21 protein-coding genes are annotated in these 23,641 nt (G+C 51.8%); 9 read left to right on the forward strand and 12 right to left on the reverse strand.

The window, feature by feature from the left end; translation table 11 throughout:
• Positions 1-93: 93 nt before the first annotated feature.
• The 4 genes from PV02_RS07105 (at position 94) to PV02_RS07120 (ending at position 3,509) form a co-directional block, all read left to right on the forward strand.
• Entirely contained in the window at positions 94-1,269 is a 1,176-nt protein-coding gene (locus PV02_RS07105) for an ABC transporter permease (protein ID WP_256622686.1), read from the forward strand.
• A complete protein-coding gene (locus tag PV02_RS07110; RefSeq protein ID WP_256622687.1) occupies positions 1,262-1,933 on the forward strand; it encodes an ABC transporter ATP-binding protein in 672 nt (223 codons plus the stop codon). Before PV02_RS07105 ends, PV02_RS07110 begins: the two co-directional genes overlap by 8 nt.
• Positions 1,930-2,418, forward strand: coding sequence for a Fe-S-containing protein (locus PV02_RS07115; protein WP_256622688.1), 489 nt, complete (start codon positions 1,930-1,932; stop codon positions 2,416-2,418). Before PV02_RS07110 ends, PV02_RS07115 begins: the two co-directional genes overlap by 4 nt.
• A 146-nt stretch (positions 2,419-2,564) precedes the next feature.
• Positions 2,565-3,509, forward strand: a complete 945-nt coding sequence (locus PV02_RS07120; protein ID WP_256622689.1) for an NADP-dependent oxidoreductase — start codon at positions 2,565-2,567, stop codon at positions 3,507-3,509.
• A gap of 8 nt (positions 3,510-3,517) precedes the next feature.
• On the opposite strand, the gene PV02_RS07125 is transcribed toward PV02_RS07120, so the two are convergent.
• Entirely contained in the window at positions 3,518-5,086 is a 1,569-nt protein-coding gene (locus PV02_RS07125) for a serine--tRNA ligase (RefSeq protein WP_256622690.1), read from the reverse strand.
• A 272-nt stretch (positions 5,087-5,358) separates the two neighbouring features.
• On the opposite strand from PV02_RS07125, the gene PV02_RS07130 reads away from it, so the two are divergent.
• On the forward strand, positions 5,359-5,946 hold the full coding sequence (locus tag PV02_RS07130) for a uracil-DNA glycosylase (protein ID WP_256622691.1): 588 nt from the start codon (positions 5,359-5,361) through the stop codon (positions 5,944-5,946).
• Here PV02_RS07130 and PV02_RS07135 read toward each other — a convergent pair whose 3' ends face one another.
• The 7 genes from PV02_RS07135 to PV02_RS07165 form a co-directional block, all read right to left on the reverse strand.
• Positions 5,947-6,210 carry a KEOPS complex subunit Pcc1 gene (locus PV02_RS07135; RefSeq protein WP_256622692.1) on the reverse strand — a complete coding sequence of 88 codons (264 nt, stop codon included), beginning with the start codon at positions 6,208-6,210 and terminating at the stop codon, positions 5,947-5,949. It abuts the gene before it with no gap.
• 12 nt (positions 6,211-6,222) lie between these two features.
• Positions 6,223-7,515, reverse strand: a complete 1,293-nt coding sequence (recJ, locus tag PV02_RS07140; protein ID WP_256623071.1) for a RecJ family nuclease — start codon at positions 7,513-7,515, stop codon at positions 6,223-6,225.
• Between the two features lie 71 nt (positions 7,516-7,586).
• Positions 7,587-8,795: a bifunctional sugar-1-phosphate nucleotidylyltransferase/acetyltransferase gene (glmU, locus tag PV02_RS07145; protein WP_256622693.1), complete on the reverse strand. Its 1,209-nt coding sequence runs from the start codon at positions 8,793-8,795 to the stop codon at positions 7,587-7,589.
• Positions 8,792-10,093 carry a phosphoglucosamine mutase gene (gene glmM / locus PV02_RS07150; RefSeq protein WP_256622694.1) on the reverse strand — a complete coding sequence of 434 codons (1,302 nt, stop codon included), beginning with the start codon at positions 10,091-10,093 and terminating at the stop codon, positions 8,792-8,794. The genes glmU (PV02_RS07145) and glmM overlap by 4 nt, the downstream gene beginning before the upstream one ends.
• 23 nt (positions 10,094-10,116) lie before the next feature.
• A complete protein-coding gene (gene glmS, locus PV02_RS07155) occupies positions 10,117-11,949 on the reverse strand; it encodes a glutamine--fructose-6-phosphate transaminase (isomerizing) (RefSeq protein ID WP_256622695.1) in 1,833 nt (610 codons plus the stop codon).
• Positions 11,950-11,961: 12 nt separating this feature from the next.
• Positions 11,962-13,179 carry a bifunctional sugar-1-phosphate nucleotidylyltransferase/acetyltransferase gene (gene glmU, locus PV02_RS07160; protein WP_256622696.1) on the reverse strand — a complete coding sequence of 406 codons (1,218 nt, stop codon included), beginning with the start codon at positions 13,177-13,179 and terminating at the stop codon, positions 11,962-11,964.
• Positions 13,180-13,358: 179 nt separating this feature from the next.
• Complete coding sequence (locus tag PV02_RS07165) at positions 13,359-13,817, reverse strand: 30S ribosomal protein S15 (protein ID WP_256622697.1); 459 nt, start codon at positions 13,815-13,817, stop codon at positions 13,359-13,361.
• Positions 13,818-14,016: 199 nt separating this feature from the next.
• Here PV02_RS07165 and PV02_RS07170 point away from each other — a divergent pair, with 199 nt between their 5' ends.
• Positions 14,017-14,160, forward strand: coding sequence for a hypothetical protein (locus PV02_RS07170; protein WP_256622698.1), 144 nt, complete (start codon positions 14,017-14,019; stop codon positions 14,158-14,160).
• Positions 14,161-14,194: 34 nt separating this feature from the next.
• Here the strand turns inward: PV02_RS07170 and hisS are convergent, their stop codons facing one another.
• The gene (hisS, locus tag PV02_RS07175; RefSeq protein ID WP_256622699.1) at positions 14,195-15,427 is read right to left on the reverse strand and encodes a histidine--tRNA ligase; all 1,233 of its coding nucleotides are present in this window, start codon (positions 15,425-15,427) and stop codon (positions 14,195-14,197) included.
• Positions 15,428-15,625: 198 nt separating this feature from the next.
• On the opposite strand from hisS, the gene PV02_RS07180 reads away from it, so the two are divergent.
• Complete coding sequence (locus tag PV02_RS07180; RefSeq protein ID WP_256622700.1) at positions 15,626-16,924, forward strand: TrpB-like pyridoxal phosphate-dependent enzyme; 1,299 nt, start codon at positions 15,626-15,628, stop codon at positions 16,922-16,924.
• 89 nt (positions 16,925-17,013) lie between these two features.
• Here the strand turns inward: PV02_RS07180 and PV02_RS07185 are convergent, their stop codons facing one another.
• The 3 genes from PV02_RS07185 to mpgP form a co-directional block, all read right to left on the reverse strand.
• Complete coding sequence (locus tag PV02_RS07185; RefSeq protein ID WP_256622701.1) at positions 17,014-18,243, reverse strand: glycoside hydrolase family 15 protein; 1,230 nt, start codon at positions 18,241-18,243, stop codon at positions 17,014-17,016.
• 5 nt (positions 18,244-18,248) lie between these two features.
• Entirely contained in the window at positions 18,249-18,782 is a 534-nt protein-coding gene (locus PV02_RS07190; protein WP_256622702.1) for a hypothetical protein, read from the reverse strand.
• Positions 18,783-18,924: 142 nt separating this feature from the next.
• Positions 18,925-19,737, reverse strand: coding sequence for a mannosyl-3-phosphoglycerate phosphatase (gene mpgP / locus PV02_RS07195; protein WP_256622703.1), 813 nt, complete (start codon positions 19,735-19,737; stop codon positions 18,925-18,927).
• Between the two features lie 247 nt (positions 19,738-19,984).
• Between mpgP and PV02_RS07200 the strand changes: the two genes are divergently transcribed.
• Entirely contained in the window at positions 19,985-22,213 is a 2,229-nt protein-coding gene (locus PV02_RS07200) for an ATP-dependent DNA helicase (protein WP_256622704.1), read from the forward strand.
• A 77-nt stretch (positions 22,214-22,290) separates the two neighbouring features.
• Positions 22,291-23,571, forward strand: a complete 1,281-nt coding sequence (gene hisD / locus PV02_RS07205) for a histidinol dehydrogenase (protein ID WP_256622705.1) — start codon at positions 22,291-22,293, stop codon at positions 23,569-23,571.
• Positions 23,572-23,641: the final 70 nt, after the last annotated feature.

Consider the following 23,641-nt stretch of genomic DNA (forward strand, 5'->3'; position numbering starts at 1 on the left):
AGTTACAGTTATTGTAAAGTATGCGCTTTACATTCACTGTAAATTTGCTGCAGACTATGCCGGGACGCCCCGGCTGCAGATGATGAGGTAATTATGCATTTACACTCTTTGGTCCTGAAAGATATATCCCGCAGAAAAACAAAACTCCTTGTTGCTGTACTCGGTGTGGTGGTGGCCTCTGCGGCAATGGTCGCGGTAGTGACAACTTTTTCAGCAGCTACCGACAGCCTTTACGAAGAATCCAACAACTTCGGTGCAAACATCATTGTAAGGCCGGAGGTCAAGACCATTCCACTGGTGGCGGGCTCCACTTCCATGGGTTCCCTGTTCACAGGCGAGAACTACATCGAGGAATCGGATATTCCCCGGATACACACCATAATGGACAGTTCCAAATTGTCCGCTGTGGCGCCGAGATTATACGGGGTCGCAGAACTTGGAGATTCGTCAGTCGTTATAATGGGCGTGGATCCGGACGAGGAAAGGAAGCTCAAGTCATGGTGGAAAGTGCAGGGCAGCTGGATATCCTCTGAAAACACCGGTCCGACCGAAGTGATGGTCGGTTCTGATATAGCCACACCGCTCGGACTTACCGAAGGCTCCCTCATCACTCTCCGCAATGGTAATATCTCCATGGATGCCCGGGTCGCAGGTGTGATAGAAAGCACAGGCAGCAATGAAGATGCGTATGTGATACTCCCGCTTGCAGCTTCCCAGTATCTGCTCGACAGGGAGGGGAAAGTAAGCAGCCTTGAGGTCAGGGCATTGTGCAACGAATGCCCGGTTGAGGAGATCAGCATGCAGATCGAGGATAAGTTCCCCGGCCTGGAAGCCAGGTCCATGAGCCAGATAGTCCGCAACGAGCTGGCAATTGTGGAACACACCCGGTCTTCTGCGATGGCAGTCTCGATCATCACTCTGCTTGTGAGTACACTGACCGTGGCTTCCACCATGCTTGCCTCAGTGAACGAGAAGCTCAAGGAGATAGGGATTATGCGTGCGGTTGGTGCCAGTGATGTGCAGGTCGTATCCATGCTGTTCTTTGAAGGCGCTATCATAGGGGCTGTGGGAGGCGTTATCGGGTTTGCTGCAGGAACAGTCGCTTCCACTATTGCCGCTCCCCTGCTGGTACAGGTGACCCCCTCTCCAATGTGGTCGATCCTGCTTCCTGTGACAGGCATGTGTGTCTTTACAGGCATGCTGGCGTCCATACTTCCTGCTAAGAGGGCTCTTGGTGTTGATCCGGCGGAGGTGCTGAGAAGTGTCTGATGATAATATGATACGCATCCTGAAAGCAGGCAAAAGATACCGCATAGGAAGCGGTGAGCTTGAAGTGCTGCGTGATGTCAGCCTGGAAGTGAAAAAAGGTGAGTTCGTATCCGTTATGGGACAGTCGGGCTCGGGTAAGACCACCCTGATGAACCTTATCGGCATGCTTGACAGTCCCAGCGGGGGAAGCATATCCATCGACGGCGCCGATATCACAGGCAAGTCCCAGAAAGAGCTGGTTGCACTGAGGCGCAGGACTGTTGGTTTCGTTTTCCAGCAGTTCCATCTTATACCCTCGCTCACGGCCTACGAGAATGTAGCCCTGCCTCTGATCTTTGCAGGGGAGAAGGATGACGGATCTGTGGCCGCTGCTCTGGAGAGGGTCGGACTGTCCCATCGGAGGGAGCATAAGCCTGCGGAGCTGAGTGGAGGAGAACAGCAAAGGGTCGCCATTGCACGTGCGATCGTCATGAGGCCGAAGATATTGCTGGCCGACGAACCCACAGGGGCGCTGGATGCAGCTACAGGCTCGATGATTATCTCCCTGTTAAGGTCGCTGGCAGGAGAAATGACTGTGATCATGGTCACTCACAACAGTGAACTTGCTAAGCTGTCCGATCGCATCGTGAATTTGAAGGACGGGAATATCGAGGAGGAGAAATGAGATCAAAAACAATAGTTATGATTTTGTCAGTGCTGGTATTGGCCGCATTTGCACTTGGATGCACCGGGAACGATTCACTGAAAGGCTCTGCAAGGCCCGTGGAAGCTGTATGGATAAATCCGGCCGTGAAGGCGGATGTAGTTTCCATACCCATTGAGGCAGTAGATAAGAACACCAATGTTCACTTTAAAGTAAATACAGGCGCCAGCGAAGTTGCAGTAATGGCTTACAGGCTGGGCGATGAACTATTTATCAGGTCCAGTGTTTGCCCACCCTGCGGTTCCATGGGATTTGCACTCGAAGGGAACATACTCGTATGCGATGCTTGTGCCACCAGGTTTGATGCCTCCACAGGCATGGGCGTAGGAGGTGCCTGTATAGCATATCCCAAGGAGAGCATTCCCTATACAGTCTTGGACGGAAATCTCACAATGAGCCTCAGTGACATCATGACTGCATATCAGGAAACCTTAGAACCGAACTAACAGATGGCACTGGGAAGGTTCAGTAGAGTGCGGCAGCAGGTGCTTCCTGCTGCCCTGTCATTTTGATGACATATCGGTTTCTGAGTGATGAATGTCCGTAACATATTAATGAATACGGCTTTCTCTTAACTAATGGAGGAGTGATTATGAAAGCCGCACAGATCAATGAATTCGGAACGGATAGTGTAGTTATAAACCACAATGTTAATACTCCTGAGATCGAGTCGGGGAAAGTCCTTGTAAAGGTCCATGCCGCAGGAGTGAACCCATTTGACTGGAAGGTACGTGAGGGTTACGTTCCCTCAGCAAAAAATCATGGGTTCCCGATGACCCTGGGAGGGGATTTCGCCGGTACTGTGTTGGATGTCGGGGAAGGTGTAAGCCTGTACAGGAAAGGCGACCACATATATGGCAGCGGGATTATCCTGTCAGGGGGTTCGGGGGCTTTTGCGGAGTATGTACTGGCGTCTGAGAAGCTGACAGCCCTGAAGCCGGAAAAGGCAAGTTATCCGGAAGCTGCTGCACTGCCTCTTACAGGTGTCAGCGCTTATGATGTCGTCTTCAATAAGATGCAACTGCAGGAGGGACAGAAGATACTCATACACGGAGGCTCGGGCGGAATCGGTTCGATGGCCATCCAGATGGCAAAACATCTGGGAGCCTATGTGGCAGCAACAGCGCGGAAGGATAAAAGTGACTATCTAAGAAACCTTGGGGCAGATGAGGTCGTCGACTACAAGGATGAGATATTTGAGGACCGACTGAAGGATTACGATGCAGTTTTCGATACAGTGGGAGGGGATACTTACAAAAGGTCCTTCAAGGTGCTTAAAAATGGAGGCATCATCGTTTCCATGCTTGAACAGCCCGACCAGGAACTGATGAGTAAATATCAGGTGAGTGCAGTGGGGCAATCGACAAAAATAAACAGCCACAGCCTGCAGAAACTGGCAGGGCTCTTTGACGACGGAGTGATCACAGTCACTATTGACAGGATCTTCCCGCTGGATGAAGCAGGACAGGCTCTGGAGTACCAGCGTGCAGGAAACGTGAAGGGGAAAGTCGTGATTGCAGTATTACAGGAAGAGTGAAAGAAGGATCAGAGGAACCTGATCCCTTTGGGCACCTCTCCCACTCTTTTCCTGAACTCCTCCGGCCAGTTGGCGGGGTCCAGTCCCTTCTGGGCAAAGAACGCCGATGCCCATCTCTCAAGCCCGACACCGGAGCAGCCTGACCAGAGTTCCTCGCCGCTCTGGCATTTCACGTTGAATCCGGCAGGGTACTTGTTACCGTTAACACTGACGTTCTGGAACTCGAGCCATTCGCCGTCCGGGCCGCGGTAGGGGAGGGGTGCCTCGTAGTCGGTAGTGCCTGCTTCGGACTGCTTGGCAACTCCTGTAAGTCCTTCCTGTGCCATGAACCAGGGTGTCACCCAGGCTTTCCTCCATTCCAGCTCAAGGATCTCGTTGAAGATGTGCATGTACCTGTCGTGCAACTCGCTGGCAACCCTGATCACCTGGTCTTTGGTCCCGACCCAGACGATCTCTATCCTGTGGAACTCATCCACGCGCTCCATGCCATGGATACCACCGCTCTCGTACCTGTGGGATGTGCCCGACCTGTCAAAGACCTTGATGGGGAACTCGTCGGTGGGTATGGTCTCACCCTGCAGGTAGGTCCAGAAGGGGGGGCACTGGGCATAGCACATGCCGCCGATAGGATCGCCGATCTTCTCCTTGATAAGGGAGGTGGGGACCTCAAGGGTCACTTTATAATGGTCAATGACCTCTTCCCAGAACTTCGGGTCACGGGTCTTTGGAGGGCATACGTAGTATATCTCGGGATAGACTCCCTTTGCATGTCCTGATTTCTGCCAGACTTCCCATGGAACCAGCTTTGGGAAGATCATCTCTCTGTATCCCAGAGGCTCGAGCAGTTCCTCGAACACTATTTTTTCAAACGCCCTGAACATCCTGGTGGACTGCGGACCGTGTATCCACTGACCCCTGCTGGCTCCTCTCTTTATCCAGCCGGCATCCACCATTGCCTGTGTCGGGTCTTCCGAGAACTTGTGCTCCTTCTTTTCGCTCTGCCAGAGCACGTGCCAGTGCTCGGCCTTCCCGCCGTAGGACTGCTGCTCTATCTTTTCTTCCATCAGGGACAGTATCCTGTCGGGAACGCGGTTTGACATGGCAGAATCATCCACATCAAGATCCAGCCGGAGGATACCTGCATCATAAGTAACGGACCTCACATAGGGGATCTTCACTTCGGCAAGCGGCTTCTCCGAAGGCATTTCTATTGTGAATGAACTTACATCGGTGCCGCGTATCCCTATGCGGAAATCCTTTCCCAGTTTTGCGCCGAGAGGCTTTTTCAGGCGCATCACCGCATCGTGCACCCTCACATGCCTTCCGGACTCAAGTGTGAGATTGACCCTTTCTCCTTCAACGCTCCAGTCCACGACCTTTGCCCCCTGTCCCTCCGGGGCACCCTTTGTGAATATCGTCCTGTTGGATTCATCGATCAGCTCCGCAATGGCATCCTTTGCCGGTGTCGCATCGGCGCTGGTCCTTATGGCACATTCCAGCCTGAACTTCAATTCTGTTGAACTGCCGCCTCTGACCTCATCCTGCGGGCAGCAGGTATCTCTCTTTTTAACTTCCATTCTTATTCCATTCCTGAAGTGATAATATGAGTAGACAAGGTGAATTTATATCCATCTATAAATGACCTTTGCACTTGGTACTGGTATTCAAGATATATCTTTTGTCAGATGTATCTTTTGATAATTAAGGGCTTCTCTTTTTGGGTCTTATGTCTTATTTTTTTATCCGGATAGTTTCCTCCCGGTCATTTCTTTTCAGATATCCTTTTAAAAGAATGGTATCTATGTACCTGCAACATTAGATCCTCCATATGGATAAATGAGGGTAAGATATGGGAAAAGCACAGGGAACTGATATATCAGCAGTTGTTGAGGAAATGGCCGCCGCAGGCTTCGGAAATCTGGAAGAGACTATCCTGCAGTGCGCAGACTGCGCCCTTCGTGAGGGTGCCACGAACCCCGTGATAATGAAAGGCTCCCGCACTCCCAGGGTGCTGTTCATAGGGGAGGCCCCGGGAAAGACCGAGGATATGACAGGCATTCCCTTCAGCGGAAGGGCAGGGAAGAAGCTTGATGAGATGATAGGATACATGGGTCTCTCAGCTGAGGATTACGCAGTCATCAACGCAGTGAAGTGCCGTCCCCCGAAAAACCGCAAACCGCTGAAAAGCGAGATAGAACTTTGCCGCCCCTTCCTGCTGGCCCAGATCCGGATGCTGGACCCGGAGGTGATCATCCTGCTTGGCAACACGGCTGAGGAAGCATTCTGCAGGAATAAGAAGCTTGAATGGGGTGTGCCTAAAGTTTCCGGTGGCATGAACATAGTTAAAATATATCACCCGGCAGCGATGATCTATCAGCGCTCAAGGATCGAAGAGCAAAAAGCGCTCATCGATAAGAACAGGCACCTGTGGGAATGACTACTCCCATTGATCACGTTTTCCTTTTTCACACCTTTTAGCTTCCTGAAGTACTTCTTCCGCGACCTTTGCATTCATGAGCAGGTCATCGAGGGTTGCTATGAGTGAGGTGATCTTTTCCGTGGAGATATGTATCTTTGCACTTCCCCTGCACACTTCAGTATGCATGCTGGTGAGATTATCCGGAGCCAGTGACCTTGCAATCTTCTCAGTTATCCTGGATGCATCCTCATCAATGAATTCAATGGTGGTCCGTATCTTCATTGTACCATGCCCTTACTTTTTCCCGAGCTGCTGGCCCACTATCTCATCCACTTTACTGATGAACTGCTCTTCAGTTCCCGGGGGTATGGAGGCTCCCGATGCTATGTTGTGTCCTCCTCCCTCTCCGCCAACAGCCTTTGCGGCCTCCCTGAGGGCAAATGCAAGGTCCAGGCCCTTTGAAACCAGCGCCCTTGTGCCCCTGGCAGACACCTTAACAATGTCATCCACCTGGTTCACAGCCACAAAGGGCATATCGGGATTGATATATCTGACCATGGTGCTTGCAACCATTCCCGTGGATTCCATGTCCTTTGTTATCAGGTAACCGATGCTTTGTCCCATGCGGAGCATATCGCTGGCAGCTTTGATGTTCCCGACTATCTCACGCTGGTATCCGACGGACATCTTCATGGCCTCTTCAAGGTGCGTTTTATCCCTCATGCCTATAGAGATGGCAATCCCTGCTTTTTCCATCCTGCCGCATGTATTGAAGATAGAAACGAGGTCGTAGACATTCTTCACAAGCTCCTTGTTCAGGTAATAGACATCTCCGATGGAAGCATCTATGGCTTCGGATGTTGATCTTTTCGCCAGTTTTAGGGCGACGGCCGATGTGAGCTTCTTGAGCTGCTCTTCCGAAAGCCTGCTGGTCTCTCCACGCAGGCCGAGGATGCTGAGGAATTCATCAATTCTTTGCCGGTCTCCCGTTATATCCAGGTAGGGCTCGGGTGTGTACTCAAGCACATCTGCAATGTTTCCGTCTCCCACTTTCAGCCCCTTCCTGACTGTCACCACGCCGGCATCGACTGCTTCCTTAAGGATGGTGCCGTTGACAGTGTCCATGAGCTGCTTATCTCCCACAGCTCCTGCAATGGCCATTCCCGCAAGGTCCACATTTGCCGGGTCCAGTGCCTTTGCCACCAGATAGGTCGTTCCCGATGCAGAGATGTGCATTGCACCATCGATACCCACAAGGTGCGGGTTAACTACCACCTTTGCAGGTGAGTCTCCCACCGGAACGTGATGGTCGAGTATTACCATAGGGTTCTTTATTGCTGAAAGTATGCCGGACTGCCCGCTACCCATATCGCAGAACAGGACGAGGTCCCTTTCTTCTGCACTTGCCATTACCATATCTGCCACAGAGCTGTCCAGTCTCGGAACAATGGTGGCATGGAATCGGATACCCTTTCTCAACAGGGCCTGGCATATGATCGATGCAGATGTGAGTCCGTCCGCATCATTATGGGAAATGACCCGCACATGATCGTGGTCCTCGATCACTGCAGCTGCCTGTCGGGCCATATCTTTCAGTTTTTGGGTCTCGACATTGAAGTTCAATGGTATCACTCGGTAAATGAAAAATGATAGAAAACTTAATTAGTTTTTCTTCCGGGAGTGATGACTTCCCCCGGATGGCTGTAGCTGCCTGCTTCCATCATCATACCAACATTGATGCTGGTGTTGATGCCGGTGTGCACATCGTCGCCCATGATGACCCCGAGCTTCCTCCTGCCGGTATCCACGACCTTGCCCTTCACAGAGCATTTAATGTTCTTCCCGTCATGCCTCAGGTTGGCCACCTTGGTGCCGGCACCGAAATTACACTTGAGACCGATCACGCTGTCCCCAAGATAAGAAAGGTGCCCGATCTTGGTACCATCCATGATGATGCTGTTCTTGACCTCCACCGCATTACCTATGTGAACATTATTGCCGATCGCAGTGGATGCCCTGATGAAGCAGTTGGGCCCGATGTCGCAGTCATCGCCGATGACCACCGGGCCGATGATGTAGGACCCGTTACGGATTATAGTCCCCCTGCCCACAGTGACCTCTCCGTGCAGGGTGGCGTAGGGTTCCACGGTGCCCTCGCACATGCCTTTCATATTCTCCAGCAGGACCCTGTTGGCATCAAGCAGGTCCCAGGGCCTGCCGATATCTATCCAGTCGGAATCCAGCACCGCGTATCCGACATTACAGCCGGCATCTATCATCATCTGCAGTGAGTCCGTGATCTCAAGTTCCCCCCTGGGGGATAGCTGCGTCTTTGCTATGAAGTCAAAAACGGCTTCCGTAAATAGGTATATGCCTGCGTTGGCAAGCTTACTTGGCGGGTGCTGGGCCTTCTCGATGATCCTTATAACCCTGTCGCCATCAGTCTCTATCACTCCGAAGTGGGAAGGATCGTCAACTTCCTTGACTGTGATCACGGCATCCTTATCTGTGGATATCAGGTGCCTGATGTGTTCGGGACTTATCAGCATGTCCCCGTTGAGTACCACAAACCTGCCGTCAACATGTCCTTTGGCATATCCTATGGCATTGGCAGTCCCAAGCTGTGAGTCCTGGTGCACGTAGTCAATACTTATTCCTTTCCCGCTGCCGTCCCCGAAATAGTCCTTTATGGAATCCTCGCGATAGCCTGTGATGATCACAAAGTCCCTTATTCCGGCTTGTATGGCGGCATCCACGGAATGTTCCATCATGGGCTTGTTGGCTATGGGAAGCATCACCTTGGGTCGGGCTGCCGTGAGCGGGCGCATCCTTGTGCCTTCGCCCGCAGCAAGGATCACTGCCTTCATTTAAGGCTCTCCTTCACTATGCCTTCAGCCAGAGCATACAGCTTCTCCACGTTATCCCTGGCCTGGGCAGTGACGCGGACCTTTGGCTCAGTTCCAGAGGGCCGGACAAGCACCCAGCCGTTATCCATCTCTACCCTGATGCCGTCAATATCGGATACAGTGCCCATTGGCTGCAGTTTTGACCTAACGGCCTCCATGACCTTTTCCTTATCGCAGTCAGCACAGGGAATGGTGCCCCTGAGGGTCGGGTACTGAGGGAGTGCTTCCCTTAGCTGTGACAACTTTGTCTCCTGCACTATCTCGACCAGCCTGGCAGCAGCATAGATGCCGTCCGGGCAATAGGATATCCTCGGGAATATCCAGCTTCCTGAAGGTTCTCCGCCGAACTCGGTGATGTGCTTCTTCATCTCTTCGGCAACGTATACATCCCCGACCCTTGTCCTTACGATCTCGGAGCCTTCGAGAGCGTCATCGACAATAAGGGATGTGTCTACGGGTACGCATACCTTTGTCCCGCCTTTGCACTCGTAGTGCCCGAAGATGGCGAGCAGTTCGTCACCTGATACGAAGTTTCCCTTTTCGTCAACAGCCATCATCCTGTCGGCATCACCGTCGTGAGCTATCCCCAGCCGGGCACCGAACTCGACCACTGCCTTTCTCAGCAATTCCAGGTTCTTCTCGTTGGGTTCAGGATTACGTGCAGGGAAATGCCCGTCAAGCTGGCTGTTGAGGGTGATCACCTCACATCCCATTTCCCGCAGGAGGAATGGAGTGATCGTGCCCCCCGCCCCGCAGCCGCAATCAAGTATCACTTTCATGGAGACCCTTCCTACGTTCTTCAGGATCATGTCCATATGGTCCCTGACGGCATTACTGTACGATGTGATAACACCTGCCTGGTCCCATCTCACTTTCACGAAGTCCTCTTCCTCTACTATGGACTCGATATCTTCCTGCTGTTTTGAATCAAAGGCCATGCCGTCTGGGTTCCAGAGCTTGATGCCCACGTACTCTGCAGGGTTGTGGGATGCGGTTATCATTACCCCACAGTCATAGTCCCTTGCAGCGTAAGCAAGCGTGGGGGTTGTAACGAGCCCTACGCGGACGACCCGGCACCCGGAGCTGGCAAGCCCGCTGATGACTGCGTGCTCTATCATCTCGCCTGCGACCCTGGGGTCCCTGCCGATAACTGCGCTCTTTTTTGATCTTCCCAGCGCCATGCCCACTTTCAGTGCCAGGTCGACTGTGATATCCTTATTTGTGACTCCCCTGATACCTGAAGAACCGAATAGTTTCATTCAATGCCTCCGATCATATCTTATCATTCTACGGTCACGCTCTTTGCAAGGTTCCTCGGCTTATCGATGGAACAGTCCTTCGCAAGGGCTGTGTAGTATGCGAGCAACTGGAGCACCACGGAAGACAGCACAGGAGATGTCATCTCATGTGAGGCCGGGATGCGTAAAACCATATCCGCATACTTTTCTATCTCCTTATCATCCTCATTGGCAACAGCTATCACGACAGCATTGCGGGCCTTTACTTCCTTGATATTGCTCAGTATCTTGTCGTAGGTGTGACCCTTGGTGGCAATAGCAACAACAGGTGTTTCCTCTGTGATCAGAGCAAGAGGTCCGTGTTTCAGCTCCCCGGCCGCATAGCCTTCTGCATGGATATAGGATATCTCCTTGAGCTTAAGCGCCCCTTCCAGGGCCACAGGGTAATTGAGGTAGCGTCCGATAAAGAAATAGTCCCTCTTGTCAGCAAACTGCTGGGCGCATTCCTTTATCTTCTCCTTCCTGTTGAGTATCCTCTGGATCTGGCCGGGAAGGCGCTTGAGATTCACTATGAGGTCCTTTGCCTCATCTGCCGTGATGACACCCCTTGTCCTTCCCATGTGGATCGCCAGCATGTAGAGCGTGATGAGCTGTGCCGTGAACGTCTTTGTTGCAGCGACCCCTATCTCGGGGCCGGCGCGCGTATATACAATGCTGTCTGATTCCCTGGTGATGGTGCTTCCCACGACGTTGGTAATGGCAACTGTCCTGCATCCGTAGGACTTGGAACTCCTGACGGCTGCAAGGGTGTCTGCGGTCTCGCCGGACTGCGTGATCGCTATGGTAAGCTCCTCACCGCACAGGACCGGATTGCCGTACCTGAACTCGGAGGCCGTTTCTATATCGGTGTGTATCCCTGCAAGCTTCTCGAAGAGATATTTTCCCAGTATCCCTGCGTTCCAGGAAGTTCCGCAGGCAACTATCGTGGCCCTGCGCAGGTGCTTTATCTGCTCCGGGTTGAGGTAGAGCTCATTCATCCTGACAGTGCCCTCAAGTTCCATGAGCTTGCCTGCAAAGGTGTTCTGTATGGATGTGGGCTGCTCGTGTATCTCCTTGAGCATAAAATGATCGTATCCGGACTTCTCCGCAGCTTCCAGATCCCACTCAATAGTCTCCGGGGATTTTTCCAGCAGCTTTCCTTCCGGATCGTATATCCGGATGGCGTTGGGAAGGATATAGCCTACCTCATGGTCACTCACAAAGACCACGTTCTTGGTGTGTTTCAGGAAGGCTGTGACATCGGATGCTGCATAGTTCCCGGTCTCACCAAGCCCTATCACAAGAGGGCTGTCCTTGCGTGCAAAGACGACGCGGTCGGGCTCGTTGCAGCACAGGGCCGCTATTGCATAGGAGCCTTCGAGATCCCTGACAGTCTTATGCATTGCTGCGAGCAGATCGCAGCTGGGTGTGCCATTGTTCATATTGTGGTGAAGGAGATGGGCTATGACTTCGGTATCAGTGTCTGACTCGAATACATATCCAAGCTCAGTGAGTTTCTCCTTTAGCTCAAGGTAGTTTTCAATGATGCCGTTATGCACCACCGAGACACCGGAAGAAACGTGCGGGTGAGCATTCCTTGTTTCAGGTCTCCCATGAGTCGCCCACCTGGTATGGCCTATCCCTACGTTAGCTTTGATCTCGGCGGGGAGGATCGACTCCAGATCTGCGATCTTCCCTACGGTCTTATACGTTTCAAGTGTGCTGTTAAGAACAGTGATCCCGGCAGAATCGTATCCCCTGTACTCGAGCCTTTTCAGGGACTCCAATAAGATCGGTGCAGCTGGTTCCTTACCAACGTACCCTATTATACCACACATTTTACCCCACCCTCAGATGACAATCGAATTTTGCGCCAATGCTTCTGTTATTAATTTGCCCGAATTCACCCTGCAATTCGGATATATCATAATCCCTGCTCTTACAAGTACATTACTGCCTATGTCAGTATCGTCACCTATTATCGTACCCAGTTTGTCTGCAGGGTGCAGGCTGCCTTCTATCTCTATCATGAGCTTTTCCTTATCCTCGGTAACGAAATGAGAGCCTACAGTGACGTTGCTCCCGATCACGGAGTTGGAGATGAGCGAATGTGTTCCCAGGCGAACATCGTTCATTACTATGCTGTTCTGTATCTGGGTGAACGACGCGATAGATACATTATTCCCTATGCTTGTTGAGGGCAGTATGACCGCGTTTGGCCCGATATCACAGTTGTCCCCTATCACCACGGGTCCTACAATGTAGCATCCGGAGCGGATAGTTGTATTGTATCCTATGGAAACACTACCTTTCACCACAGCACCTTCCTCAACTGTGCCTTTCTTCAGATCCTGCTCGAATTCCCCGAGCACTATAGGGTTCGCTTTCAGCAGGTCCCATGAGTAAAGGGCGTCAAGCCAGTCCGAGAATGTGTTTGCCATTATCACCTTCATACCCTCATCGATCATTATCTGGAGGGTGTCCGTGATGGCATACTCGCCTGTGGGCGTAAGCGGTGTCCGTTCTATCAGTTCGAATATCTGGGGCCTGAAAAGGTATATTCCGGTGTTGATCAGGTGACTTACCACATGCTGGGGCTTCTCTACTATCTTTTTTATGCGCTGCCCTTCGACAACCAATACTCCGTATCCTGTCGCGTTCTCCTTCTTGCATGCAAGCACCGTTGCATCTCCGCCTGCGCTCCTCAGAAGATCGCGGATAGTATCGGGTTCAATGATGTTGTCCCCGTTGACCACCAGGAAAGCCTCATCTTCCTGCCCGATCATAGCGCGGGCCTTGAGTATGGCGTGTGCCGTCCCTATCTGAGCCTTCTGCTCTACATAGCGTATCTTAACCCCGAGATCGCCACCATCTCCAAAGTAATCCATGACACGTTCTTTTTCATACCCTACTACGAGGATGATATCCTGAACCTCATTTTTGGACAATGCGTTTATGACGTGTTCCAGGATTGGCTTGTTTGCTACGGGCAACATTACCTTTGACCTTGTAAGTGTGAGCGGACGGCATCTTCTACCTTCCCCGGCCGCGAGAACGACTGCTTTCATGGAGTACTATGTTCTTTAAAGCAATTTATATCTTGCCTTGAACAGGGAGCCATTCAATATGGGGCCATGGCATTTTAGATAGTGACTCCTCTCGCAGGAAAACAGTTATGCTGTATAAAAAACAGGTCTGGCCGGGTGACCAGACTTCAGTTGAATCTAGTTAAAGGATGATGCCAGATTTATCTGGTAATCATCATCTCTGCAGTTTCAGGCTTGTATTTCCAGTCAGCGGGAAGGACCTTTGTGGACTGGTAGTACTTGACCAGCCTTCTGATCTTGGACTCAGTGTTCTGGAGGGAGCGCTTGTTGTGTACGTCCTTGTGGTTGGCTACAATGTGCTTTCTGATTCCGATTGCCTTTACTATGAGGTTGTACAGGTCTTCCGGAACAGTTGACTGCTCTCCTTTCTCCTTGATGATCTGGCCGATCTTCTTGCTGGTTACGATCTTGACATCGGGTACGCCGTACTTGTCCCTGAGTGTCATGCCTATAACGCTTGTGCTCATTCCCTGCTTCCAGAGGTCCATTATGACCTTGGTGACCTCTTCCTCGTTCATTGTGGACCAGGCTGGCGGTTCAGTGCGAAGCGGTCTTGTGGATCCGGACTGTCCTTTCTTCCGGGTGTGCATCTTTGCCATGCAATTCCTCCTGATAATTATAATTCCTTATTGAATCCTTATTTGAGATATGATTTGTTCGTATGGTTACCGCAGTCCTCAGGCATGTCGAACGAACAGGAGAACCTGATTGTACGGATGTCAATGTAATGGGCGAAGTGTTCATAAAAAAGCATTATCAAATATATATGTTGTGATTGGCCCTTCAGGGCCTTTAGATTTGTTCGTCTTGAACCTTTTTGCCAGACCACCATTCTCCGGCGCATTGGAAATGGACGATGCTGACAGCAGGATAACTGCCGGCAGGACAACGGATGCCAGTGTGAAGCGCATGGGGATACTTCCGCAGACCTTTCGTTACTGAAGATGTCCTTGCGTGCAGAGCCATTTCCCGAACCTTAAAGGGCAAGCTTGCTAATGACCTCCTCAACAGTGAGGAGTTCCTGCTCCCCGCTCTGCATGTCCTTGAGCATTAGCTTTCCGGCAGCTGCCTCTTTATCTCCTATGATGACGGCATATCCGGCTTCCAGGTAGTTGGCGTAGGATAACTGCGCCTTGAAATTTCGTTTCATAAGATCTATGTGGACCGGTATATAGGGGCGAAGCTGCATGGCGGTCTTCACGGCTTCAAGCCTTGTGGATTCCATGGCGATGATCACAACGGGTTTTGCTTCTTCAGGCTCGATGGTACATACTTCCATTATCCTGTCAAAGCCGAGCCCGAAGCCTGTGGAGGGGACCTCGCCTCCTCCGAAGAGCTTGATGAGCTGGTAGGACCCGCCGCCACATACCTGCTTCTGTGCTCCCAGGCCCTCGGCATATACTTCAAAGACCATACCTGTATAGTAGTCCAGCCCCCTGGCGATGCCGAAGTCTATCGTGTACTCGACCCCGTAGGTGTCCAGCAGCGTGAGCAGTTCCTGATATGTAGTGAGCTCCGGTATGTCGCCTACAAGCATCCGTGCCTTTTCGATCGCATCATTGCCTGTGAGGTCGATAAGCTCAGTCAGTTTCATACGCAGGTCGGAGGGCGCGTTGATTTCCGCAAGATAGTCTTCAAGCGCCTGGTACTCTTTCTTGTCCACCAGCCTCATGATCTTGCTCTGCTGCCCGGTCTCAAGCACGCTGAGCAGGCGCCTGATAACACCCAGGTGGTTCACATGCAGGTCTCCCCTGATTCCCACAGCCTTCAGCATCTCATTGGCAAGCGCAATGACCTCGGCATCGGCGTCAGCCTTGTCACTCCCGATGAGTTCCACGCCGAACTGCCAGAACTCCCTGAAGCGTCCCTTCTGAGGGCGCTCGTACCTGAAACAGTTCTCAAAGTAGAACAGCTTCAGGGGCCGCTGGCGCGCCTGCATCTCATTCACATACATCCTCATGACCGGGGCGGTGAGCTCCGGGCGCAGGGTCATCTCCCGTTCTCCCTTGTCGGTGAAATTGTACAGTTCTCCGACTATTCCCTCTCCTGATTTCATGGTGAAGAGCTCAAGGGACTCGAAGGTGGGCGTGATTATCTCCTGGAATCCCCAGTTCCTGACCACCCTGCGTAAGATGTTCTCTACATTCCTTCTGCGCCTGGTATCCTCCGGGAGGAAATCCCTGGTCCCTCTTGGTCTGCTAATTGTCATTTTTGATCAACCTGATAAAAGCGATTATAAGATTGCAATAATTTGCCTGTTATGCTGCGATACTATAAGTGTAGCCTATTTTAGATTTTCGATTAGTTTCCTTTGGAAGCCATTTCTACTATATCACAAGCATTAAATACTCACTTAATGTACTAAAACCTACATTGATGAATTTGTTTTTACTAATGAGGCATCACTATGGATCGCACAAAAATACTGCTCGACGAAAATGACATGCCAAAGCAATGGTATAACATCCTTGCCGACCTGCCGGTAGAGCCACCTCTCAACCCTGCAACCCGGGAGCCCATGAATCCTAAGGACCTTGAGCCCATATTCGCAAAGGAACTTATCAAGCAGGAGATAAGCTCCGAGAGATATATCACCATCCCGGAGGAAGTCCGTGAGATATACAAGCTCTGGAGGCCTTCACCCCTGTACAGGGCGCACAGGCTTGAAAAGGTCCTGGGCACTCCCGCAAGGATATACTACAAGAACGAAGGGGTGAGCCCTGCAGGAAGCCACAAGCCAAACACTGCCATTGCACAGGCCTACTATAATATGAAGGAAGGTACCGAAAGGATCAGTACCGAGACCGGCGCCGGACAGTGGGGAAGTGCATTGTCCCTTTCCTGCAACTACTTTGACATCGAGTGCAAGGTTTACATGGTGCGCTCCAGTTACTACCAGAAACCATACAGGAAATCCCTTATCAATCTGTGGGGAGCCAATGTGGTGCCGTCCCCGAGCCCTGACACTCAGTTCGGACGCAAGATCCTTGAGATGTACCCGGACACCACCGGCAGCCTGGGCATAGCCATCAGTGAGGCGATTGAGGATGCGGCCCTCAATGACAACACCAAGTATGCTCTCGGAAGCGTCCTGAACCACACCTGCCTTCACCAGACGGTAGTGGGCCTGGAGACGCAGAAGCAGTTCGAGATGACCGAGGATTATCCGGATATCGTTATCGGATGCTGTGGCGGAGGAAGCAACCTCGCAGGTGTGAGCCTGCCATACATAAGGGATAACATCGCAGGCAAGACCAACATAAGGATCATAGCCGTCGAGCCTTCGGCATGTCCAAGCCTCACAGGAGGCAAATTCGAGTACGACTTCGGTGACATGGCGCAGATGACACCCCTGCTTAAGATGTATACGCTGGGTTCAGGTTTCATACCCCCGGCAATCCATGCAGGCGGTTTAAGGTACCACGGCGCTTCCCCGATAGTCAGCAAACTAGTGGCAGACAAGCTCATGGAAGCCAGGGCCTACCACCAGGTGGAGGTGTTCGATGCTGCAGTCACTTTCGCCCGCAGCGAAGGAATAGCACCTGCTCCTGAATCCTCTCATGCAATAAAAGCCGCCATCGACGAAGCTATCAAGTGCAAGCAGACCGGCCAGGAGAAGACCATCCTCTTCAACCTCAGCGGTCACGGCCATTTCGACATGGGGTCATACGACAAGTACTTCTCCGGCGACCTCAGCAACGAGTAAGTTCCGGGAATACAGGAGCATCAGCAATGCATGGCATACTAAGGCCATGCACTTCTTTTCCTTTACCTTGTTTTTTTACTTCCAGCAGCTCACGCAGGATGGAACCTGTCCCTGTATTTCTTGTAGGAAATTATGAATTCCGCATGCGGCCACGTCAGCGGTATGGTGACATACGCAAGCCCGTCCTTCCATTTTGGATGAGCCCTTATATCTTCTATTAACTTCACCTTGCTGTCCCTCAGTATCTTGCCGTTGGTATAATCCTCAAGCCAGAGCTCGAACCTCTCTATAGTGGAAATGTGCTCCGGCAGCGTATACTCGTGTGCCATGTCAACCACCCAATCAAGGTATGTCTCGGCCATATCCTGGTTATCGGTCTCTGTGTGGTGGTTTGAAAGCTGGCAGGTGAAATGGCCCCAGGGCCCGTAACCTCCGTTGTTGCGTCCCCAGTACTCAGGATACCTGTTAAGGCCGCCTATCTCGCTGTCCCATAGTTCCCTATGTATCCTTCTGACGGTGGAGACTATCTTGACGTCATAATCGCTTATCAGTTCAAAATATGCAGGTGCATACTCCACGGCATCAACATCGTGGACGACGGATGCAAAAGAATCGTATCCTATGGGCTTACTGTTCTTGTCCTTCACGCGGATACACTTTACAAAAGAACGTCTCCTGGGGCTGTAAAGCCTTGTGAGGATGGCCTGCCTGATGATGCCTGCCTGCTCCTCCCATGCAGATACGTCCTTCCCGATGGCCTTTCCCATATCGATGGCAGCATATATGCCTGCACAACAGGCACAGTTGGCGTATATTTCAAAGCCGTGCTCATATGCGGGATATTCATGGATGCTGTTGATAGTGTGGATCAGATTTACTTCTTCGTTCTTGTTCATCAGGATGAACTCAACAGCCTTCCTGACGGTTTCCCAGTGTTTGGCTACGAATGCCTTGTCAGCCATCTCTTCGTAGAAAGAGCCCCCTGTAGCCTTGAAATACTTCCCCATCACAAAGAGCACAAGACCGTTGCCATCTATCTGCAGTTCCTTATAACTTGCATCGTTGCCGTCGACATCATACCGCTGGGAGAATTCTCCAAGAGGTTTCTGTGAGTTGAGTATGAATTCCAGTCCCTTGCGGGCCTCGTTCATCAATCCTGCTTCCACCGCTCCGTAGATGCATACGGAGTGATCCCTGGGATAGATAAAAGGATAACGTGTGCCGGGAGGACTTGCATAGAAGCCTCCTTTTTCATGCTGGTTGTTTTTAAGCATTCTGACACTGCTCTCATACAATCTTTCTGCTTCTATCAGGTTCAAGCGCTTCACTCCTTTTCCGGGTGTTCTATAAAGTAGACAAAAAATGCCCTTTCGAGTATCATTGCCACATCCTGCTTTGCCATGCCAGACCTCTCAATGGCTTCATCATTGTACTGTATCACATCACCAAGAGGTGACTTGGAACCGAGATTGTAGAACCTGGTGCCTGCAAGTTCGGCCCTTTTCTGGTTGTAGCTGTGCTGCAGCACATCCAGTACATGCGACATGGCAGGGAACTCCCACGGAGTATCAGATTCGCTCTTGAGCTTTGACATGGTGCTGAAAATGTCCATGAACTGTGGAGGATTTTCCTTATATATGTTTGCGAACTCGACTACTTCATTCCCAAAAGGGGTTTTTGGCAAGTAGACAATATCAGTATCCATTCTTGCACCCTCGAATCCCGGACCTTCCAGGATTGCAAGTTCCTCACCTATGGACTGCATCCAGTATATTGTTTCCAGTGGTCCTTCCCTGTCAACCATCTTCGTTATCCCTACCAGAAATGCTCTGGGAAGCATATTTTCAAGCCTTATCATGTGATATACCCCTTCTACCCCGATGAACCTAAGATCTCGGTTGCATCATGGATGATGCGCACCGGACTGTTAAACATTAGATTTTGATCATTAATACAATGTTCGTTTTCTGCAGGTGGTGACCGAATTCATCCTGTATGGTTCAGGGCGCTTCTTTCAGGATACCCATGATAGCCCTGTTCCACCCCACAGGCCCGATCCCATCGACCCTGTCCACTCCCGGATCCCCTATCTTCGGATCATGCTTTCCATTATGCTTCTGTACAAGGAAAGGCATGTCTACTGCACGAAGCATGGGAAGGTCGTTAAGGCTGTCCCCCAGGCCGATGGTCCTGACCTCTCCCAGCTCCTTCCTGTACAGGTTTGCGAGTATGGTTACGGCTTTTCCTTTGTCATTATCTCCCAGGATATGCCAGTAGCGCCCTCCTCTTGTGAAATTCAGGCCGCGGGAGTTTATGCTTTCCGCCAGTTTTTCAGCTTCCTTCTCATCTCCTTCCAGCTTGAAGGCCTCGTCATACTCGCGCATCTTTGCCAGGGTCGCGGACTCGATATCAAGCCCCGTATCCTTGCTTACCCTACGGGCATCCATGTCGCCGAATCCTATGATACGCATCTCCTCATGGCTCCGGATGTCTGCAAGGACATGCCTGAGTATGTCGTAGGCTGTTCCCAGCTCGATCACGTCGTAGATGCCCTGTGTCCTTGAGACCGGATAGTCCGTCTCAAAATATCCCCGGGGGATGAATATGCCTCCTCCGTTCTCTGATATGAAAGGGTGGGACAGGTCCAGTTCCTTCACATACACCTCGATCTCGGCCCGGGTCTTGCTGGTACAGAATATAAGTGGTATGTCTCGCTTTTTAAGCTCATCGATCGCAGGTTTCGCAGCTTCGTAGGAGTATGTGTCATGGTCTATCAAAGTCCCGTCAAGGTCGGTGAAAACTATGTATCTCATTCATTCCTCTCCCGAATGGAACACGGACAACGACAGCTTACGCGGCCCATCAACAAGTTCTTGAATTCACACTGCCCTGTGTGCCCTGTCCCGAATCTCTTAAATCCCTGATAATATGCTATTTTACTTATCTCATATAATCATATTCGATAAAATAGCGATATGTGCCAACAGAGGCATGGCGGGAAAATACATTCACTCTGCACAGGGTAGTTTTATTAGATATCGTCACTTCTTACCACACAATATGGAAATAAGGTCCCTTGATATTCCGGCAGAGGTGCGGGATTTTTACCTCAGTTCCGGTATTGGAAATCTATATCCTCCACAGGCAGAAGCCATCAGCAAAGGTTTGCTTGAGGGCAGGAATGTTCTTGCAGCGATCCCTACCGCGTCGGGAAAGACGCTGCTGGCGGAGCTTGCCATGCTGAAGTCCATAGCCAGGGGAGGCAAGGCACTCTACATAGTTCCCCTGAGGGCGCTGGCCAGTGAGAAATTTGACCGCTTCAGGGAATTCTCCGGGATAGCCCTCAAAGAGGGGGGCGTCAAGGTTGGTATCTCAACAGGGGATTTCGAATCCCGGGATGAGTGGCTGGGTTCCAATGACATTATCGTGGCAACCTCCGAGAAGACCGATTCTCTCCTGCGTAACGGCACCTCGTGGATGGAGGACATCACGACCATAGTCGTGGACGAGGTACACCTGCTTGATTCTGCCAACAGGGGCCCTACCCTGGAGGTCACCCTGACCAAGCTCATGAAGCTCAATCCCGGCTGCCAGATCATTGCACTGTCTGCAACAGTGGGCAACGCCTATGAGGTTGCTAACTGGCTCGGGGCCGGGCTTGTGCTCAGCGAGTGGAGGCCTACGGACCTGATGGAGGGGGTTTTCTACGGCGGGAGCATCAATTACAGGACATCCCAGAAGCAGGTGCATGATGCTTCCGGGGACGATGCCATCAATCTGGTCCTTGATACCCTTGAGGACGGCGGGCAGTGTCTCGTATTTGAGAGCAGCCGCAAGAACAGTGTAGGCTTTGCACGCAGGGCCGGGATGAAGGTTGCAGGGCTGCTGGACAAGAGGACCCGCGCAGCACTGGATGATATTGTCGAGCAGGTCATCGAGGCTGGCGAATCGGACACTGCAAAAGTGCTGGCACAGTGCATCAGGAACGGTACCGCTTTCCATCATGCCGGCCTGAACTCGGCTCACCGCAGGCTGGTGGAGGACGGCTTCCGCTCCAACCTGATAAAGATGGTTGCCAGCACACCGACACTTGCTGCTGGTCTTAACCTGCCAGCGAGGCGTGTGATCGTGAGAAGCTACAAGCGCTATGACCCTAACTTCGGCATGCATCCCATCCCTGTGCTCGAGTACAAGCAGATGGCAGGCCGGGCAGGACGTCCGCATCTTGACCCCTACGGTGAGGCAGTGCTCATAGCCAAGTCCTATAATGAGATGGAAATGCTCTTTGAGAACTACATCGAGGCGAATGCAGAGGATATCTGGTCCAAGCTGGGTACGGAGAACGCTCTCAGGACGCATATCCTGTCCACCATAGTCAACGGCTTTGCCACCAGCAGGGACGGCGTCATGGAGTTCATCGAAGCCACATTCTTCGCTCACCAGAACGACACATGGGGCATTGTCTCAGTGGTAGACGAATGCCTGGATTTCCTCAGGGAGAAGAAAATGCTGCAGGGAGAGACCCGCCTGACAGCAACATCACTGGGAAAGCTCGTGTCCATGCTCTATATCGACCCGATGTCTGCTGCCATTATTATTGAAGGACTGGATAAAGCAACGCATGTGACCGAACTGACGCTGATGCATCTCATATGCAAGACCCCTGACATGCGCCAGCTCTACCTGAGGGCCGGGGACTATGAGCTCATCAATGATCTCGTCCTGTCCCGCAAAGAGGAGTTCTGTGAGGTGCCGGCCCCTTTCAGGGCCACTGATTACGAATGGTTCCTGGGCGAGGTAAAAACAGCTCTTCTGCTCCTGGACTGGATCAACGAGCGCTCTATGGATGACATCAGTAAGGTGTTCAATGTCGGCGATGGCGACATCCATGCATTTGCGGAGCTTGCGGAATGGCTCATGCATTCCCTTTCAAGACTGGCAGCCATCACGGGCCATGACAAGGCTGGCATGGCAGGGTCTATCGAGAAGAGGATACACTACGGTGCGCGCCAGGAACTCATGGAGCTTGTGGGAATCAGAGGCATAGGGCGTGTGCGTGCGCGCAAGTTGTATGACAGTGGCCTTCACAGCATTGAGGAAGTCAGGAAGGCCGACCCTGCGGTTCTTGGAGGGCTGCTGGGTCCAAGGACTGCTGAGAAGCTTCTCCGGGAGATCGGTGCCAGGCCCGGGATCAGACCCGGAGGCGGTACGGACGGGAATCCGGATCCAAGGACCATGGATTCCTTGATGGAAAGCGAGCAGAGCACTTTCAGCGATTTTGAGCGATAGTGTCTTTTGAAGAATCTATATATAATGAAAATCCATTCCTCTCAGAAATGGAAATGCCGTTATAACAGGGAATCATCATGCTTTACAAAAGAATATCTGAAATGAGCAGGGAAGAGAAGGACAGACTGATCAGGCGCGGCGGGGAACTTGCTGATGTCAGGGACACTGTCGCATCCATACTGCAGGATGTAAGACAGAACGGCGATGCTGCTCTTCGTCTGTATACCGGGAAGTTTGACGGCGCCGAGCTGGGTGCCATCGAAGTGTCCGAACAGGAGATGGATGAAGCTATGCAGAGCATAGATGCCTCCCTGCTGAAACATCTTGAGTTTGCAGCCGGTAACATAAGGAAGTTCCATCAGGCCCAGATGCCTGAGAAGGTCTGGTTCATGGAACTGTCCCCCGGCATAGAGCTCGGGCAGAAGTTCACACCCCTGGAAAGCGTGGGTGCGTATGTTCCGGGTGGGCGGGCTTCCTACCCATCCACGGCCCTGATGACCATCATTCCTGCCAAGGTCGCAGGCGTGAGGAATGTGGTGATGTGCACTCCCCCGGGAGCCGACGGCAGGATAAATCCCCTTACCCTTGCGGCAGCCAGGATCGCAGGCGCAGATCATGTGTACAAGGTAGGAGGCGTGCAGGCCATAGGGGCCATGGCATACGGCACCGAGACTGTGCTCAGCGTGTGCAAGATCGTCGGGCCGGGCAACGTATATGTGACCGCTGCCAAGATGCAGGTCCGTGACAAGGCTGAGATCGATTTCCCGGCCGGCCCCAGCGAAGTACTAATCATAGCTGACGATTCGGCGGATGCCCGCATGGCTGCCTCGGATATCATTGCCCAGGCTGAGCATGACCCTAATGCGGTTTCCGTCCTGGTGACCACTTCGGCGCAACTGGCGGAAGATGTACACGCAGAGGTACTCGGGCAGGCTGCAAGGACTGCGAGGGCTGAGATCGTCAGGAGCTCCCTTGCCAATGCAGCTGTCATCCTGGCCGGGTCCCTTGAGGAGTGTATTGGCTTTTCCAATGATTTTGCCCCTGAACACCTGGAAATAATGGTCTCGGAGCCGGACTACGTGCTTGAGAGGATAGAGAATGCAGGCTCTATATTTGTGGGCAACTACGCGCCGGTGCCTGTGGGTGACTATGCTTCGGGCACCAACCATGTGCTGCCAACGGCAGGATATGCAAAGATATACTCCGGGCTCAATATATCCCATTTCATGAAATCCGCAAGTATCCAGAGGATAAGCAAGCAGGGGCTTGAAACACTGAAGGATGCTGTGATCTCTATTGCTGAGAAGGAAGGTCTCACAGGTCATGCTGACTCCATAAGAACTAGGTTCAGTAACTAACAATCTTTTTTTTTTGTGCTGTAAATCGATAATTATTTAATAGGTAAGCACATAGACTAATTTAGTAAGT

Source organism: Methanolobus chelungpuianus (assembly GCF_024500045.1).
Lineage (GTDB): Archaea > Halobacteriota > Methanosarcinia > Methanosarcinales > Methanosarcinaceae > Methanolobus > Methanolobus chelungpuianus.

What these genes read in the sequence shown, in the direction of transcription:
- PV02_RS07135 (WP_256622692.1), bottom strand. Translation starts at nt 6,210, where the DNA reads ATGAAGATACGGACCACCATTGAATTCATTGATGAGGATGCATCCAGG.
- hisS (WP_256622699.1), bottom strand. Translation starts at nt 15,427, where the DNA reads ATGACAATTAGCAGACCAAGAGGGACCAGGGATTTCCTCCCGGAGGAT.
- PV02_RS07105 (WP_256622686.1), top strand. Translation starts at nt 94, where the DNA reads ATGCATTTACACTCTTTGGTCCTGAAAGATATATCCCGCAGAAAAACA.
- hisD (WP_256622705.1), top strand. Translation starts at nt 22,291, where the DNA reads ATGCTTTACAAAAGAATATCTGAAATGAGCAGGGAAGAGAAGGACAGA.
- glmU (WP_256622696.1), bottom strand. Translation starts at nt 13,179, where the DNA reads ATGAAAGCAGTCGTTCTCGCGGCCGGGGAAGGTAGAAGATGCCGTCCG.
- PV02_RS07115 (WP_256622688.1), top strand. Translation starts at nt 1,930, where the DNA reads ATGAGATCAAAAACAATAGTTATGATTTTGTCAGTGCTGGTATTGGCC.
- PV02_RS07190 (WP_256622702.1), bottom strand. Translation starts at nt 18,782, where the DNA reads ATGATAAGGCTTGAAAATATGCTTCCCAGAGCATTTCTGGTAGGGATA.
- recJ (WP_256623071.1), bottom strand. Translation starts at nt 7,515, where the DNA reads ATGGCCCGACAGGCAGCTGCAGTGATCGAGGACCACGATCATGTGCGG.
- glmM (WP_256622694.1), bottom strand. Translation starts at nt 10,093, where the DNA reads ATGAAACTATTCGGTTCTTCAGGTATCAGGGGAGTCACAAATAAGGAT.
- mpgP (WP_256622703.1), bottom strand. Translation starts at nt 19,737, where the DNA reads ATGAGATACATAGTTTTCACCGACCTTGACGGGACTTTGATAGACCAT.
- PV02_RS07125 (WP_256622690.1), bottom strand. Translation starts at nt 5,086, where the DNA reads ATGGAAGTTAAAAAGAGAGATACCTGCTGCCCGCAGGATGAGGTCAGA.
- glmS (WP_256622695.1), bottom strand. Translation starts at nt 11,949, where the DNA reads ATGTGTGGTATAATAGGGTACGTTGGTAAGGAACCAGCTGCACCGATC.
- PV02_RS07120 (WP_256622689.1), top strand. Translation starts at nt 2,565, where the DNA reads ATGAAAGCCGCACAGATCAATGAATTCGGAACGGATAGTGTAGTTATA.
- PV02_RS07200 (WP_256622704.1), top strand. Translation starts at nt 19,985, where the DNA reads ATGGAAATAAGGTCCCTTGATATTCCGGCAGAGGTGCGGGATTTTTAC.
- PV02_RS07130 (WP_256622691.1), top strand. Translation starts at nt 5,359, where the DNA reads ATGGGAAAAGCACAGGGAACTGATATATCAGCAGTTGTTGAGGAAATG.
- PV02_RS07165 (WP_256622697.1), bottom strand. Translation starts at nt 13,817, where the DNA reads ATGGCAAAGATGCACACCCGGAAGAAAGGACAGTCCGGATCCACAAGA.
- glmU (WP_256622693.1), bottom strand. Translation starts at nt 8,795, where the DNA reads ATGAAGGCAGTGATCCTTGCTGCGGGCGAAGGCACAAGGATGCGCCCG.
- PV02_RS07180 (WP_256622700.1), top strand. Translation starts at nt 15,626, where the DNA reads ATGGATCGCACAAAAATACTGCTCGACGAAAATGACATGCCAAAGCAA.